The organism is Pectobacterium sp. A5351 (assembly GCF_028335745.1).
GTDB lineage: Bacteria > Pseudomonadota > Gammaproteobacteria > Enterobacterales > Enterobacteriaceae > Pectobacterium.
Genome location: NZ_CP116477.1, coordinates 2,739,681 through 2,753,257, shown reverse-complemented (window position 1 = coordinate 2,753,257; position 13,577 = coordinate 2,739,681). Strand labels below are relative to the sequence as shown.

Genomic DNA, 13,577 nt, shown 5'->3' with positions numbered 1-13,577 from the left:
AATCATGTAGCGGGATTCCCCGCTACATCCTCCAATATTCTCTATTCCTGAATCTTATCCTCTTTCTCAGACATGCCTTGTACCCAATATATGGCTTCAAACGGACGTAGTTCCAATATTGCGGGCTGAGGCTGTGCATCAGAGTAATTACTGAATAGCAGTCGCCAGCGACGATCGTGGAGGTCAGTAGGAGGTTGCCAGCGAAGGGAGTGCTTGCTGAGGTTTGCCAAAACCAAAAGCCGTTGGCCTTCCCAGGTACGCTGATAACACCAGATACTGGGATGATCTGGCAGCAAATCCTGATAGTCTCCGTGCGTCAGCAGCGGCAGCGCTTTACGCATAGCGATAAGCTGCTGGTAGGTGTAGAAAACGGACGCTTTATCCGCCAATGCCTGCCTCGCGTTGATGTGGGCAAAGTTTTGACATGGTGAGATCCACGGTGTGCCTGTCGTGAATCCGGCATGATTGCTATCATCCCACTGCATTGGCGTGCGGCTGTTATCGCGTGATTTGCTGGCGAGAATCGCTAAGATTTGTTCGGCGGGTTGGCCTTGTTCACGCTGTTCAGCAAACTGATTCAGGCTTTCAATATCCCGGTATTGTTCAATCTGCGTATAGCCAGAATTGGTCATGCCCAGTTCTTCGCCCTGATAGATATAAGGTGTGCCTTGCATGCCGTGCAGCACCATCGCCAGCATCTTGGCGGATTGCACCCGAAATTCGCCTTCATCTCCAAAACGCGACACGATGCGCGGCTGATCGTGATTACACCAAAACAGTGCATTCCAGGCATGGTTGTGCATACCCTGTTGCCAGTGAGTAAAAAGCTGCTTGAGTTGGATAAAGTCAGGTTCTGCCAGCGTCCATTTTTCCCCATTTGGATAATCGACTTTCAGATGGTGGAAATTGAACGTCATGGACAATTCGCTACCGTCCAGTGAGGCGTAGCGACGGCAGTGCTCCAATGAGGTCGAAGACATCTCGCCGACGGTCATTAAACCGCGGGGCTGAAAAACATCGCGGCTGAATTCCTGCAAGTAATCATGAATAAGGGGGCCATCAGTATAGAAGCGGCGTCCATCGCCCTGAACATCTGACGGGAAATCCTGCTGCTTGGAGACCAGATTGACCACATCCAGCCGCAGTCCGTCCACGCCTTTATCTGCCCAAAACTCACAGACCTGCTTTAATTCATCCCGCACGCGCGGGTGCTCCCAATTGAGGTCGGCCTGTTCCGTGGCGAAAAGGTGCAGATAATACTGTTTGCTTGCTTCGTGCCACTGCCAGGCGGGGCCGCCAAATTTTGAATGCCAATTATTGGGTAGTGCACCGTCATTGCCATCACGCCAGATATAAAAATGTCGATAGGGGCTACGGCGATCTTGTGCGTTCAGGAACCAGTGGTGCTGCGTAGACGTGTGGTTGAACACCATATCCATGACGATACGAATGCGGCGTCGATGCGCTTCTGCGATCAACGTTTCCATATCGGCCATTGTGCCGTAGGTTGGGTCGATGGCGCAGTAGTCGGCCACGTCATAACCGTTGTCTACCTGAGGGGAAAGATAAACCGGCGTCAGCCAGATCGCATCAACGCCCAACTGTTGCAGGTAATCGAGTCGGGCGGTGATGCCTGCGATGTCGCCAATGCCATTTCCGGTACTGTCCTGAAAGCTCTTCGTGTAGATTTGATAAATTACGCCGTTTTGCCACCAGGGGAGTGATGCATTCATAAAAATCCTCCTATAACGATAAGCCGTGCCTCAGCAGCACGACTGAATTGATGTCGGAACGGTTATGCTGGATTCAACGTGCCGTTGCGGAGCTTACGTTTATAGACTAGAGGTGTGAGTACCATCGGAATGACGGCGGCAACCAGCATGGCGATAGCGAAAATCCCCCAAAATTGTGGCTTGATGGAGAGAATGCCCGGCAATCCACCGACACCGATGCCATTTGCTGTCACACCGTACAGGCCGCAAATGAGCGCGGCGGCGGCGGAGCCGATCATGGCGCACAACATCGGAAAGCGGTATTTCAGGTTGATGCCGTACATGGCCGGCTCGGTCACGCCCAGAAAGGCGGAAATGGCAGCGGGAACAGAAATTTCACGCTCATTGGCTTTCCGGCTGACAAGAATCACCCCAACGACCGCGGCCGCCTGAGCAATATTGGATAGCGCGATGAGTGGCCAGACTGGCGTGCCGCCCATACTCTGAATCATCTGCATATCAATTGCTAACGTTGTTTGGTGCACGCCGGTGATGACCAGCGGCGCATACAGGAACCCAAACAGCGCGGCACCAATGGGGGCAAAACTTCCCGTCATTACGGCTTTAACGGCCCAGGCGACGCCATCACCAATCATACGACCAAATGGACCAATCAAGGTATGTGCCAGGAAAACAGCCAGAATGAGTGACGTTACAGGCACGACCACCAAATAGAGGTAATCCGGCACGATTTTTTTCAGCCGCGTTTCGATCAGTGCCAGCGCCATCCCCGCTAAGACGGAGGGGATAACCTGTGCCTGATAGCCTATCTTCTCAATCGTGAACCAGCCAAAATTCCAGACCTCAGGCGTTTGCTGTCCGATGAGGTAGGCGTTCATTAGCTGCGGCGATACCAGTGTGATACCGAGTACGATGCCGAGAATAGGCGTGCCGCCCATTTTGCGTACGGTTGACCAGCAGACTGCAACGGGGAGATAGAAGAAGATCGCTTCGCCCAACAGCCAGAGGAAATCGTAGACGGTTTGCCAGGTCGGGTAGATCTGTACCAGCGTTTGCCCGTCGCGCATCGGGATATCGCCGATAACGTTACGTGCGCCGAGGATCAGCCCCCCGCTGATGAGCGCGGGAAGCAGTGGAAAGAAGATTTCGGCAAAATGTGAAATGCTGCGCTCGAACCAGCTCATATTTTGACGAGCGGCGACTTTGGCCTCTTCTTTATTTATTTCACCTTTTCCCGTCGTGGCGAGCAGTGCTTTGTAATACTCATCCACATCGGTGCCGATCACGACCTGAAATTGCCCGGCATTCGTGAAGCACCCTTTGACAATTCGCAGCTCTTCAATGTTTTTGGGATGGGCTTTGGATGCATCGTGCAAGACGAAGCGGAGACGGGTGATGCAGTGCGTGACTGCCGCGATATTCTCACGTCCGCCAACCAGTTCGATCAGACGGTCAATATCCTGTTGTTTAACTTTACTCATAGTCATGTCCTTTTTATCTTTTAGCGCAGACGTCGGGGACGCGAAGCAAGTACAGCTACAGAAAAGCATAGTCTGTTAACGATGATTGTGCCGTGAAAGAAAAACGCATTGGGCTGTTTTTAAACGAGAATGCTCAGGCATGCGGTGTGCCGCACAAATCTGCAACAAGCAGGTAGACAAAAAAGGAAGAGGGATGAATGGGACGTGTCAGCGGGAGAAAAACTAAAGCCGCCTGTAAGGAGGCGGCTTTAGAGATTGTTTATATCACAATCAGAACGGGCTGATGATTGACCCAATACGTTCACAATAACTGACATAAACATCTCCCATTCTTTTAAAGAATTTGCTGATTTTACGAAACGTTTTCATTATCAGACTCCTCTAACGGGTTAGTTAAATGTGATGTTCATCACGTTTTTAATGGTAGCGAAGATGAAATCGGATTTCAACATTTTTGTGACTTTAATCACAAAAATATAACGACGTGGCAAAGGCAGTACGACGGGAGCGAAAGAGCCTGCTCCGCAACTGGCAAGCTAGCGGAGCAGGTGATGGCATGTCATGAGACGTGATATCAGACGGGATAGCGATAAATATTGTGATCGAACCACTGCTCGCCAACCCGTTCGGCGTCTTTCTCTATGTGATGAAAGTGGAAGCCGAGTCGTTGAGCAACAGCGTTGCTGCGCGTGTTGGCGGTTGAGGCTTTGATGATGCTACGCTCGACGAGGCCTGCATCGGTATAGGCGGCTATCAGTGTGCTGACGGCCTGAGAAACGATGCCTTTACCTTCGAATTCTTCTGCAATCCAGTAGCCGATGACGCCTTCTTTATTCTGAATCGTATTGAAGGAGACGATGCCAGCTAGCATGTTGTCCCAGCGGATAACATATACGGCGGCTGTTTTAGCAAAGAACGCTTTTCTATTGCCGCGAATGGTTTCACGCGTGTCATCAACGGTCTTGACGGAATCCGGCCATGGCAACGTTCGCCGCAGACGCGCTTTTTCCTGTTGGATCAGGGTAAAGATCGCATCGGCATCGCGCTCTTCCTGTATTGTTAGGTGTAGATGGGGGTGATGATGTAATTCATACAATTTATCTGTAAATAACGTATCTACCAATGATGCTTCCATAAAACTTCTCCCTTTTAACACTGCAACGTCCCGTCAACGATTGTGACGCTATGTCCGCCGATCCAGGGTTCATCGTTCAGGTACGTCACGGTAATGCGACCATCACAGTGCAGCATTGTGCCCTGTCGTGCAAGGTAGTTGAGTGGAGCGCTGATGTTATTAGTGGCGTGTTGCTGACGAAGCAGTGCGGCCAGACAGGCGTTGGCGCTGCCGGTAACCGGATCTTCTTTGAGATGACCCTGCTCAATATAGAATGTGCGAACTTCATAATCGGTTGGTATCGCGTTATCGTGCGGGCCATAGATGGCGATGCCGTTAGTCTGGCTGAGGTTTTGCACGGCGTAGAGCGCGTCTGCGTCAGGTACGATGCTCAGGCAGGTGTCGGCGCTATCGACACGAATCACAAGCCAGCGAATGCCCATGTGTACCGCGGTGGGCGGGTAGCGGTTATCGATAACGGCACGATCAGCGTCGCTAATGCCAAGCGTTTTTTCCAGCAATGGGATGTGCGCATTACCCAGCGGAACCATAGTGGCCTGCGGTGCGTGAAAAGTCAGACTGCCATCGTCATTAATATTGATCGGAACTAAGCCAACGTCGCACTGTTGCACTAACTGACCTGGAGATTTAGGGCGCAATCCTTCTTCCAGCAGGGCATGTGCTGTGCCTAGCGTAGGGTGTCCGGCAAAGGGCAGCTCCGATTCTGGCGTAAAAATGCGGACGTGATAATCCGCTAAAGGATCGGTGGCTGGCAGGACAAACGTGGTTTCTGACAGGTTTGTCCACCGCGCGATATCCTGCATTTGCGCATCGGTTAGCCCATTTGCTTCCAGAATGACGGCAAGCGGATTGCCCTTGAAAGGCTGTTGGGTGAAAACGTCGACCTGCTTGAAACGACGTAGTGTAGGCATCGCATTTCTCTCCTGTATGCGCTATCGCTTAAATATTACTCAAAACTAACCGCGATCCTATCGCGCGCTTGTGGCATAATGCGCGCCAAATCACATTCCGACTCGAGTATAAGTGCTGTGTTAAGTACCAACAATATCACCATGCAGTTCGGCAGCAAGCCGTTGTTTGAAAACATTTCCGTTAAATTTGGCGGCGGTAACCGTTACGGTTTGATTGGCGCGAATGGTTGCGGTAAATCCACATTCATGAAGATTCTCGGTGGCGACCTGGTGCCGAGCGCCGGTAACGTCTTCCTCGATCCTAATGAGCGTCTGGGTAAACTGCGTCAGGATCAGTTCGCTTTTGAAAAATACAGCGTGCTGGATACCGTCATCATGGGCCACGGTGAGCTGTGGGCGGTAAAAGAAGAGCGCGATCGTATCTACTCATTGGCTGAAATGAGCGAAGCCGACGGCTATAAAGTTGCCGATCTGGAAGTGCAATACGGTGAGATGGATGGCTACAGCGCAGAGTCACGCGCGGGCGAACTGTTGCTGGGCGTGGGGATTCCCGTTGAGCAGCACTATGGCTTGATGAGTGAGATTGCTCCCGGTTGGAAACTGCGTGTCCTGTTGGCGCAGGCGCTGTTTGCCGATCCTGATATCCTGCTGCTCGACGAACCGACCAACAACCTGGATATCGATACGATCCGTTGGCTGGAGCAGGTGCTGAATGAGCGTAACAGCACCATGATCATCATCTCGCATGACCGTCACTTCCTGAACATGGTCTGTACGCACATGGCGGATCTGGACTACGGCGAGCTGCGTATTTATCCTGGCAACTATGACGAATACATGACGGCCGCGACGCAGGCTCGTGAGCGCCTACTGGCCGATAACGCCAAGAAGAAAGCGCAAATTTCCGAACTGCAATCGTTCGTCAGCCGCTTTAGCGCCAACGCCTCTAAATCCAAGCAGGCGACATCGCGTGCGCGCCAGATCGATAAAATCCAACTGGATGAAGTGAAAGCATCCAGCCGTCAAAACCCGTTTATCCGTTTCGATCAGGATAAGAAACTGTTCCGTAATGCGCTGGAAGTGGAAGCGTTGAGCAAAGGTTTTGACAATGGTCCGCTCTTCAACAAGCTGAACCTGATGGTCGAAGTCGGTGAGAAAGTCGCTATTCTGGGTACCAACGGTATCGGTAAAACGACGCTGTTAAAAACGCTGGTCGGCGATCTTCAGCCAGACAGCGGTACGGTGAAGTGGTCTGAAAATGCAAAAATCGGCTACTACGCGCAGGATCATGAGTACGAATTCGACGAGACGCTGACCGTTTTTGACTGGATGAGCCAGTGGAAACAGGAAAAAGACGACGAACAAGCCGTACGCAGCATACTGGGTCGTTTGCTGTTCAGCCAGGATGACATTAAGAAGAAAGTGAAGGTGTTATCTGGTGGTGAAAAAGGCCGCATGCTGTTCGGCAAGCTGATGATGCAGCGTCCGAATATTCTGGTGATGGATGAACCGACCAACCACCTTGATATGGAATCCATTGAATCGCTGAATATGGCGCTGGAAATGTACGAAGGGACGCTGCTGTTCGTTTCTCATGACCGTGAGTTCGTTAGCTCACTGGCGACCCGTGTTCTGGAAATTACGCCGAATAAAGTGATTGATTTCACCGGTAACTATGAAGATTACCTGCGCAGCCAGGGTATTCAATAAGCGTGTATTAACGGCCTCGATCACGAGGCCGTTAATTTCCGTCCTACTGACCATTTTTTAGGGGGGGAGGACGGTTATTCTCGGTTTTTACCTCTTCCTTTATCTCTTCTCACCGATGCCATCGGACGAAAATACTCACTTATCCTGCCTGTTTATTATTCAAATTAACGAACTTTAATAAACGCTATGTTTTTTTCTTACTTGTTAAAAAAAGAAAGAAGGCTGCATCGTAACTGTCTGAAATAAAATAGTAGTGTGGTTTATTCGTACGGTTTTCAGTTTGCGTAAAAGAAAACAATTTGTTAATCCATCTCGTTATTTCGCTGCACTCAAATTCAGCACATTCATTTACGCTGTTACAACGTTGCCAAATAAAAATAATTATCATTTAATTTATTTTATTGATTATTTGGGGGCCGTTAATGAACATCGATTTGACGCCGTATTATGCCGAGCCCGGTGAGCAGCCTTTTAGCGCCCGACGTATGGCAATGCCTTGGCGCAACCCTGTGCCGCTTTCACCAGAACAGATTCCTGCCGGTTGGCAGGCGCTGAAACAGCAAATCGTGCCTGCGCGTAAGCGACTGCTCTATCTGCATATCCCTTTCTGCGCCACGCACTGCACGTTCTGCGGTTTTTACCAGAACAAACTGCGTGATGACAGTACGGCGACTTACACCCGTTATCTGTTGCAGGAATTGGCGATGGAGGCGGACAGCTCGCTGCATCAGTCTGCGCCCATTCATGCGGTGTATTTTGGTGGCGGCACGCCAACGGCGCTGGCAGCCGATGAGCTGTCGCAGATCATTCGTGCGATCCGTACCTCTCTGCCGCTGGCTCCTGACTGTGAGATCACGGTAGAAGGGCGGGCAATGGATTTTGACGATGAGCGGATCGATGCCTGTCTGGATGCGGGAGCGAACCGCTTCTCCATCGGGATTCAGACGTTTGATACCCGCATCCGTCAGCGTATGGCGCGTACGTCGGATAAACAGCAGTCAATCCGCTTCCTTGAACGCCTGTGCGAGCGCGACAGAGCCGCCGTAGTATGCGATCTGATGTTCGGCCTGCCGGAACAAACGCCGGAAATCTGGCGCGAAGATCTGGCTATCGTCAGTGATTTACCATTAGATGGCGTCGATCTGTATGCACTGAACCTGTTACCGACCACACCGCTGGCGAAAGCTGCCGAAAACCAGCGTGTTGCATTGCCCGATGTGGTTGCCCGCCGTGATTTTTATCGGACTGGCGCGGCATTTCTGGCTGACGCCGGCTGGCATCAGCTTAGCAACAGCCACTGGGCGCGCACCACGCGCGAACGCAATCTGTACAATCTGCTGATTAAACAAGGCGCGGACTGTCTGGCGATGGGGAGTGGCGCGGGCGGCAATATAAACGGGCAAGCTTATATGATGGAACGCAGCCTGGAACGCTATTACCAGCAGATCGACCAGGGGCAAAAACCGATCATGATGATGACGCCCGCCAGCCCGACCGGGCCGTGGCAGCATCAGCTTCAGGCGGGGATTGAAGTGGGTCGTATTACGTTGCCTCAACTGACTCGGCATGCCCGTGAACTTCAGCCGCTGCTTAGCCAGTGGCATCAGGCCGGATTGACCTGTGACGATTCCACCTGCCTGCGCCTGACCAACGATGGCCGCTTCTGGGCGAACAACCTGATGCAGGCATTACAACAAATTATCCCTCAGCTTGATGCCGAAGAGCATGCGCACTAACCGGAGACGCAACCATGACGTTGAATGAATTACTGGCAACCAACCCTGATGGCACACTGGAAGAGATCGCCGGAAAGTACAATACCTCGCTGTTTGCCGTGGTTGAGGCTTTGCCTGCGGCACAGCGTACCTTGGCGACGGGCGATCGCTTCGATCAGGTGTGGGATACGATTGCGACCTGGGGGGAAGTGACGCTCATCAGCCACACGGCGGACGCGATTCTGGAATTCAAGAGCGAGCTGCCAACCGGTACGCACCGCCACGGTTACTTTAACCTGCGCGGTAAAAATGGCCTGAGTGGGCATATCCGTGCAACGAGCTGTCAGCACATTGCGTTTATTGAGCGTAAGTTCATGGGGATGGACACGGCGTCCGTGGTGTTCTTTAATGCCAGCGGTGCGGCGATGTTTAAAATCTTCCTTGGACGAGACAGCCACCGCCAGCTGCTGAGCGCTCAGGTTGAGGCGTTCCGCGCGCTGGCGAGTGAATTACAACCGGAGCGGGTATGACGTGGTTACTTTTTGGCGCGGGCAATGGGGTCGGCGCCTGCTTATTACAGCGGGCTATTGAGTGCGAGCAGGCGGTCGTACTCGTCTTGCGTAATCCTGAACAGGCCAAACACTGGCGTGAGCAGGGAATAACTGTGGTGGAAGGCGATGCCTGCGATCCGGAAACGGTAGCGGAAGCCTGTCGTGTGGCGGGCCCCGCTGCTATTGTGGTATCGACGATGGGTGGAGGTACGGTAAATTATCAGGGTCACCGAACGGTGATCGATGGCGCAGAGCAGGCCGGCATCAAGCGTATGCTGCTGGTGACGTCACTGGGCTGCGGTGATAGCTGGCCGCTGTTGTCGCCCCGCGCCAGAGCCGCGTTTGGTTTTGCAGTACGTGAGAAGTCGCTGGCGGAAAGCTGGTTGCAGAGCAGCTCGTTGGATCACTGTATTGTGCGTCCCGGCGGCCTGCTGGACGTGGTCGCGACGCACAATGCGAAACTGACACAAGGCACTGCGACGCTGGGGCTGGTGTCACGCTGGGATGTGGCGCTGGCGGTTGATCAACTGCTGCAACAACCGGTGTTTGGCAATCAGATCTATAATCTGATCGATCCCGATCTCACCCTGCCTGCCATTCCGTAATCCCCGTTCTTATGTCATCGCTGTTGCCGGGATAATCTCTCCCGGTAACAGGCAAACTGTTATAGTCAATCTGTCGAAAACTGTATCTGTTATCTCTTATGTGGCTATGTTCTAATCGACGCCAGCAGTGTTGTATTCCTTAAGCATGATGGTGACGACGATGGACGAAGTAAAACGCCTTCTGACCGAAGAGATCGAACGGATTAATCGGGAAGAAAAACGCGACAATAAAATACGTTTTAGTCGCAAATTCATGCAGTCTCACCCCTATCTGTTTGCCGCGATGCTGGTGAGCTATGTGCCGGTCGCGATTATCCTCTTTTATGCCTCTTATTTTGGTTTGCCGTACCTGATCGGCTTTACCATATTCCTGCTGGTGATGACGCTGGCACTGTCGATGGACATTAACCCGACCTATCGTTTTGAAGACATCGATACGCTGGATTTACGCGTGTGCTATAACGGCGAGTGGTTTACGATCCGCCACGTATCGCAGGACACGCTGGATAAGCTGCTACGCAATGAGCAGGTACCGTCCACGGTGAAAGCAGGGATAGAAAAAATTCAGCGTACGAAAGGCGATGTAGATTTCTATGACGTTTTCTCATTGGCCTATCGCCAACAGCCTTCTGCCTGAATGTGATAAAACAGCCTGCTTTTTATATAAAAGAACGCTTATATAAAATAACGGCTATTTATATTCCCTCTATTTATCATCACTATAAGAAATTTTTATTATTCGATTTTTCTTGCGGATATCTCATCCGAACAAGGTTAAATCCTTATTAAATCAAATGTTATAGAAACTTTATTTTCTTATTAAGAAAATGCAATATGATTGTGACCCTTTAAAAAACATCTACGCTATGTAAGTGGGGGCGGAAACGATATATCCAGCATATTTATGCGGTTTCTCGATCCACGTTCTCGCTTCTCTAAAACACTAACGTAATGCATTCCTTTCTTCATCAGTGTGTTAGATGTGGGGCAAATGATGTGAAGATAGGGTTTGCTCATCTTGATGGAATTTTCTATGGCAAAACCACTTGTGTCCAGGTTGCAGGGTATCTGGCTGCTGATCTTGGGCTTAATCGTAACGGCAATAGGCGCTTTTTTTGCCTATTATGGCACCAAACTGATCGGTTTGGGGGGCAGCCCTTATTTTCTGGTATCCGGTTTGGCACTCCTGATTTCCGGGGTATTACTCTGGCGTAAAAACGTCTTCGGCGCTTATTTGTACGGTGCCGTTTTGTTGGGAACCGTTATTTGGGCACTGTGGGACGTGGGGCTGGATTTCTGGCCTCTGGTATCACGTTTGCTTACGCTGGCAGGGATTGCCATTCTGGTTGCATTGTCATTGCCTCTCTTGCGTAATTCAGCGGGCAAGCAGACGAGTTGGCGTGCCGCAGGGCTGTCTGCTGGTGTACTGGCGCTGGCTTTTGTTGCCACTGTCGCCGGGATGTTTGTTCCCCATGCACCGGTGCCTTCTTCCGGTGCTCAACTACCGTTAGTGCCTGTTAAACCCGGTGAAGAGCAGCAAAACTGGAGCAACTACGGTAACACTTCCGGTGCATCGCGTTTTGTCGCCTTGGATCAGGTCACGCGTGATAACGTGAAAGATCTCCAGGTTGCCTGGACATACCGCACGGGTGATGTGCCGCAAAGTCCGGGCGGCGGTGGCGCGGAAGATCAGCAGACACCGCTGCAAGTGGGTAACCGTTTATTCCTGTGTACGCCGCATAACAACATTATCGCGGTGGATGCCACAAGCGGTGAACAGCTATGGAAAACCGAAATTGGTGCTCATCAGAAAAAGTGGATGCGCTGTCGTGGTCTGGCTTATTTTGATGCCACACAACCGCTGGTGCAGCCCGATCTGCCGGGATCTACACCAGTAGCACAGGTTTCAGTACCGGCAGGTGCGGTTTGCCAGCGTCGCATCCTGATGAACAGCGTAACGCCGGAACTGATTGCCGTTGATGCGGATACCGGGGCATTTTGTCAGGATTTTGGCACCAATGGCCGGGTTGACCTCAGCGATCACATGGGTAAAGGCAGCGATAAGGGGCAATATTATCCGACATCAGCGCCCACATTGGCAGGGACGACCATCGTCATTGGTGGCAGGGTTGCGGATAACGTCAGTATTGATATGCCTGGCGGCGTTGTGCGTGGGTTTGACGTGATTACCGGTAAACTGCGTTGGGCATTTGACCCCGGCAATCCACAGAAGACGACCGAGCCGGCACAGGGTCAGGATTATACGCGCTCGACGCCCAACGTATGGGCACCGATGTCCTATGATCCGCAGTCAAATACCGTATTCATGCCGACGGGAAGTGCTGCGATCGACTTGTGGGGCGTTAAGCGTAGCGATCTGGATCGTAAATTCGGTGCCTCAATGGTGGCGGTTGATGCTTCCACCGGGCAGGTCAAATGGGTCTACCAGACGGTTCACGATGACCTGTGGGACTTTGATGTGCCGATGCAGCCTTCTTTCGTTAATTTCCCGGGCGAGAATGGCAAAAACGTACCCGCGTTAGTGTTCGGTACCAAAGCAGGTCAACTGTTTGTTCTCGATCGCGAGACGGGTAAACCGCTGACGAAAGTTGAAGACAGAAAGGTTGAACAGGGGGAGATCCCGAACGAGGTGTATTCACCGACTCAGCCTGTTTCTGTCGGTATGCCGCAGATTGGTGCGGATGTTCTTAAAGAGTCCGATATGTGGGGAGCCACGCCGTTTGATCAACTGCTCTGCCGCGTCCATTTCAAATCTAAACGTTACAATGGGCTGTTTACCCCGCCGGGACACGATCCGTCACTCAACCTGCCAGGCTCTTTAGGTGGCATGAACTGGGGCGGGCTTTCTACGGATCCGGTGAATAACTACCTGTTTGTCAATGATATGAGAGTGGGACTTGAAGTTCAGCTCGTACCGACGTCGGCGGAGGATAAAGGTAAGAAAAGTGATGGTAACGAAGCTGCCAGCATTGATCGTCCGGTACCGCTGGATGGCACGCCGTATTCGGTGAATGCGAAAGTGCGTTTCATGTCGCCTATTGAAATTCCTTGCCAGAAACCGCCATTTGGCACGCTGACGGCGGTGGATTTAAAAACGCAGAAAATCGCCTGGCAGGTTCCAGTGGGAACGGTCAAAGATACGGGGCCATTCGGCATTAAGATGGGGCTGCCAATTCCGATCGGTATGCCGACGATTGGCGGCACACTCGCTACTCAGGGCGGTCTGGTATTTATCGCCTCTACGCAGGATTACTATCTGCGCGCCTTTGATAGTTCAACGGGTAAAGAGGTATGGAAAGCTCGACTGCCAGTGGGAAGCCAGAGTACGCCAATCAGCTACAAGTCTCCGGTTGATGGTAAGCAGTATGTCGTTATCTCGGCAGGCGGCGCGCGTAACTCACCGGATCGCGGGGATTACGTTGTGGCCTACCGGCTGCCGTGATCGAAGCATGACGTGTTGCTTCTGAAGCGATAATCGTTGATGAAAGGCCGCCTGTTGTTAAGGTGGCCTTTTACTATCTAGCGTATGTACATATCCAGCATACGCACTATCCAGCACATGACATGGGTAGGAATCGTATGACGTTAGTGCTACGTTCATTGCAGGCACAGAGCGTTACAGGCTTGTGATTTTTCAACCGAATGGCTTTTCAAGATGAAGCGTTTTTCACGATGAATGGCTTTTCAAGATGAATAGTTTTTCAAGATGAATAGT

General features: G+C 51.7%; 10 protein-coding genes. 6 read left to right on the top strand and 4 right to left on the bottom strand.

All coding sequences use genetic code 11. From position 1 onward, the window contains the following. Positions 1–41 precede the first annotated feature (41 nt). From treC to O1Q74_RS12740, 4 genes are all read right to left on the bottom strand, one after another. Entirely contained in the window at positions 42–1,733 is a 1,692-nt protein-coding gene (gene treC / locus O1Q74_RS12755) for an alpha,alpha-phosphotrehalase (protein ID WP_271873606.1), read from the bottom strand. Positions 1,734–1,795: 62 nt separating this feature from the next. Beyond that, positions 1,796–3,214, bottom strand: a complete 1,419-nt coding sequence (gene treB, locus O1Q74_RS12750; RefSeq protein WP_271873605.1) for a PTS trehalose transporter subunit IIBC — start codon at positions 3,212–3,214, stop codon at positions 1,796–1,798. Between the two features lie 574 nt (positions 3,215–3,788). Next, positions 3,789–4,349, bottom strand: coding sequence for a GNAT family N-acetyltransferase (locus O1Q74_RS12745; RefSeq protein WP_271873604.1), 561 nt, complete (start codon positions 4,347–4,349; stop codon positions 3,789–3,791). Positions 4,350–4,363: 14 nt separating this feature from the next. Then, entirely contained in the window at positions 4,364–5,260 is an 897-nt protein-coding gene (locus O1Q74_RS12740; protein WP_271873603.1) for a PhzF family phenazine biosynthesis protein, read from the bottom strand. Positions 5,261–5,377: 117 nt separating this feature from the next. On the opposite strand from O1Q74_RS12740, the gene O1Q74_RS12735 reads away from it, so the two are divergent. From O1Q74_RS12735 to O1Q74_RS12710, 6 genes are all read left to right on the top strand, one after another. Beyond that, positions 5,378–6,970 carry an ABC-F family ATPase gene (locus O1Q74_RS12735; RefSeq protein WP_271873602.1) on the top strand — a complete coding sequence of 531 codons (1,593 nt, stop codon included), beginning with the start codon at positions 5,378–5,380 and terminating at the stop codon, positions 6,968–6,970. Between the two features lie 422 nt (positions 6,971–7,392). Further along, positions 7,393–8,706 (top strand): heme anaerobic degradation radical SAM methyltransferase ChuW/HutW, encoded by a 1,314-nt coding sequence (gene hutW / locus O1Q74_RS12730; protein WP_271873601.1) that lies wholly within the window; start codon positions 7,393–7,395, stop codon positions 8,704–8,706. Positions 8,707–8,720: 14 nt separating this feature from the next. Beyond that, positions 8,721–9,215 carry a heme utilization cystosolic carrier protein HutX gene (gene hutX / locus O1Q74_RS12725; protein ID WP_271873600.1) on the top strand — a complete coding sequence of 165 codons (495 nt, stop codon included), beginning with the start codon at positions 8,721–8,723 and terminating at the stop codon, positions 9,213–9,215. Then, positions 9,212–9,841 (top strand): NAD(P)H-binding protein, encoded by a 630-nt coding sequence (locus tag O1Q74_RS12720; protein WP_271873599.1) that lies wholly within the window; start codon positions 9,212–9,214, stop codon positions 9,839–9,841. The genes hutX and O1Q74_RS12720 overlap by 4 nt, the downstream gene beginning before the upstream one ends. Positions 9,842–10,001: 160 nt before the next feature. Continuing rightward, positions 10,002–10,478, top strand: coding sequence for a YlaC family protein (locus O1Q74_RS12715; protein WP_271873598.1), 477 nt, complete (start codon positions 10,002–10,004; stop codon positions 10,476–10,478). Between the two features lie 396 nt (positions 10,479–10,874). Further along, complete coding sequence (locus tag O1Q74_RS12710) at positions 10,875–13,304, top strand: membrane-bound PQQ-dependent dehydrogenase, glucose/quinate/shikimate family (RefSeq protein ID WP_271873597.1); 2,430 nt, start codon at positions 10,875–10,877, stop codon at positions 13,302–13,304. Positions 13,305–13,577 lie beyond the last annotated feature (273 nt).

Excerpts from the sequence above, each read along its gene's own strand:
- O1Q74_RS12720 (WP_271873599.1), top strand. The coding sequence starts at position 9,212 with ATGACGTGGTTACTTTTTGGCGCGGGCAATGGGGTCGGCGCCTGCTTA.
- hutW (WP_271873601.1), top strand. The coding sequence starts at position 7,393 with ATGAACATCGATTTGACGCCGTATTATGCCGAGCCCGGTGAGCAGCCT.
- O1Q74_RS12745 (WP_271873604.1), bottom strand. The coding sequence starts at position 4,349 with ATGGAAGCATCATTGGTAGATACGTTATTTACAGATAAATTGTATGAA.
- O1Q74_RS12715 (WP_271873598.1), top strand. The coding sequence starts at position 10,002 with ATGGACGAAGTAAAACGCCTTCTGACCGAAGAGATCGAACGGATTAAT.
- treC (WP_271873606.1), bottom strand. The coding sequence starts at position 1,733 with ATGAATGCATCACTCCCCTGGTGGCAAAACGGCGTAATTTATCAAATC.
- hutX (WP_271873600.1), top strand. The coding sequence starts at position 8,721 with ATGACGTTGAATGAATTACTGGCAACCAACCCTGATGGCACACTGGAA.
- O1Q74_RS12710 (WP_271873597.1), top strand. The coding sequence starts at position 10,875 with ATGGCAAAACCACTTGTGTCCAGGTTGCAGGGTATCTGGCTGCTGATC.
- treB (WP_271873605.1), bottom strand. The coding sequence starts at position 3,214 with ATGAGTAAAGTTAAACAACAGGATATTGACCGTCTGATCGAACTGGTT.
- O1Q74_RS12740 (WP_271873603.1), bottom strand. The coding sequence starts at position 5,260 with ATGCCTACACTACGTCGTTTCAAGCAGGTCGACGTTTTCACCCAACAG.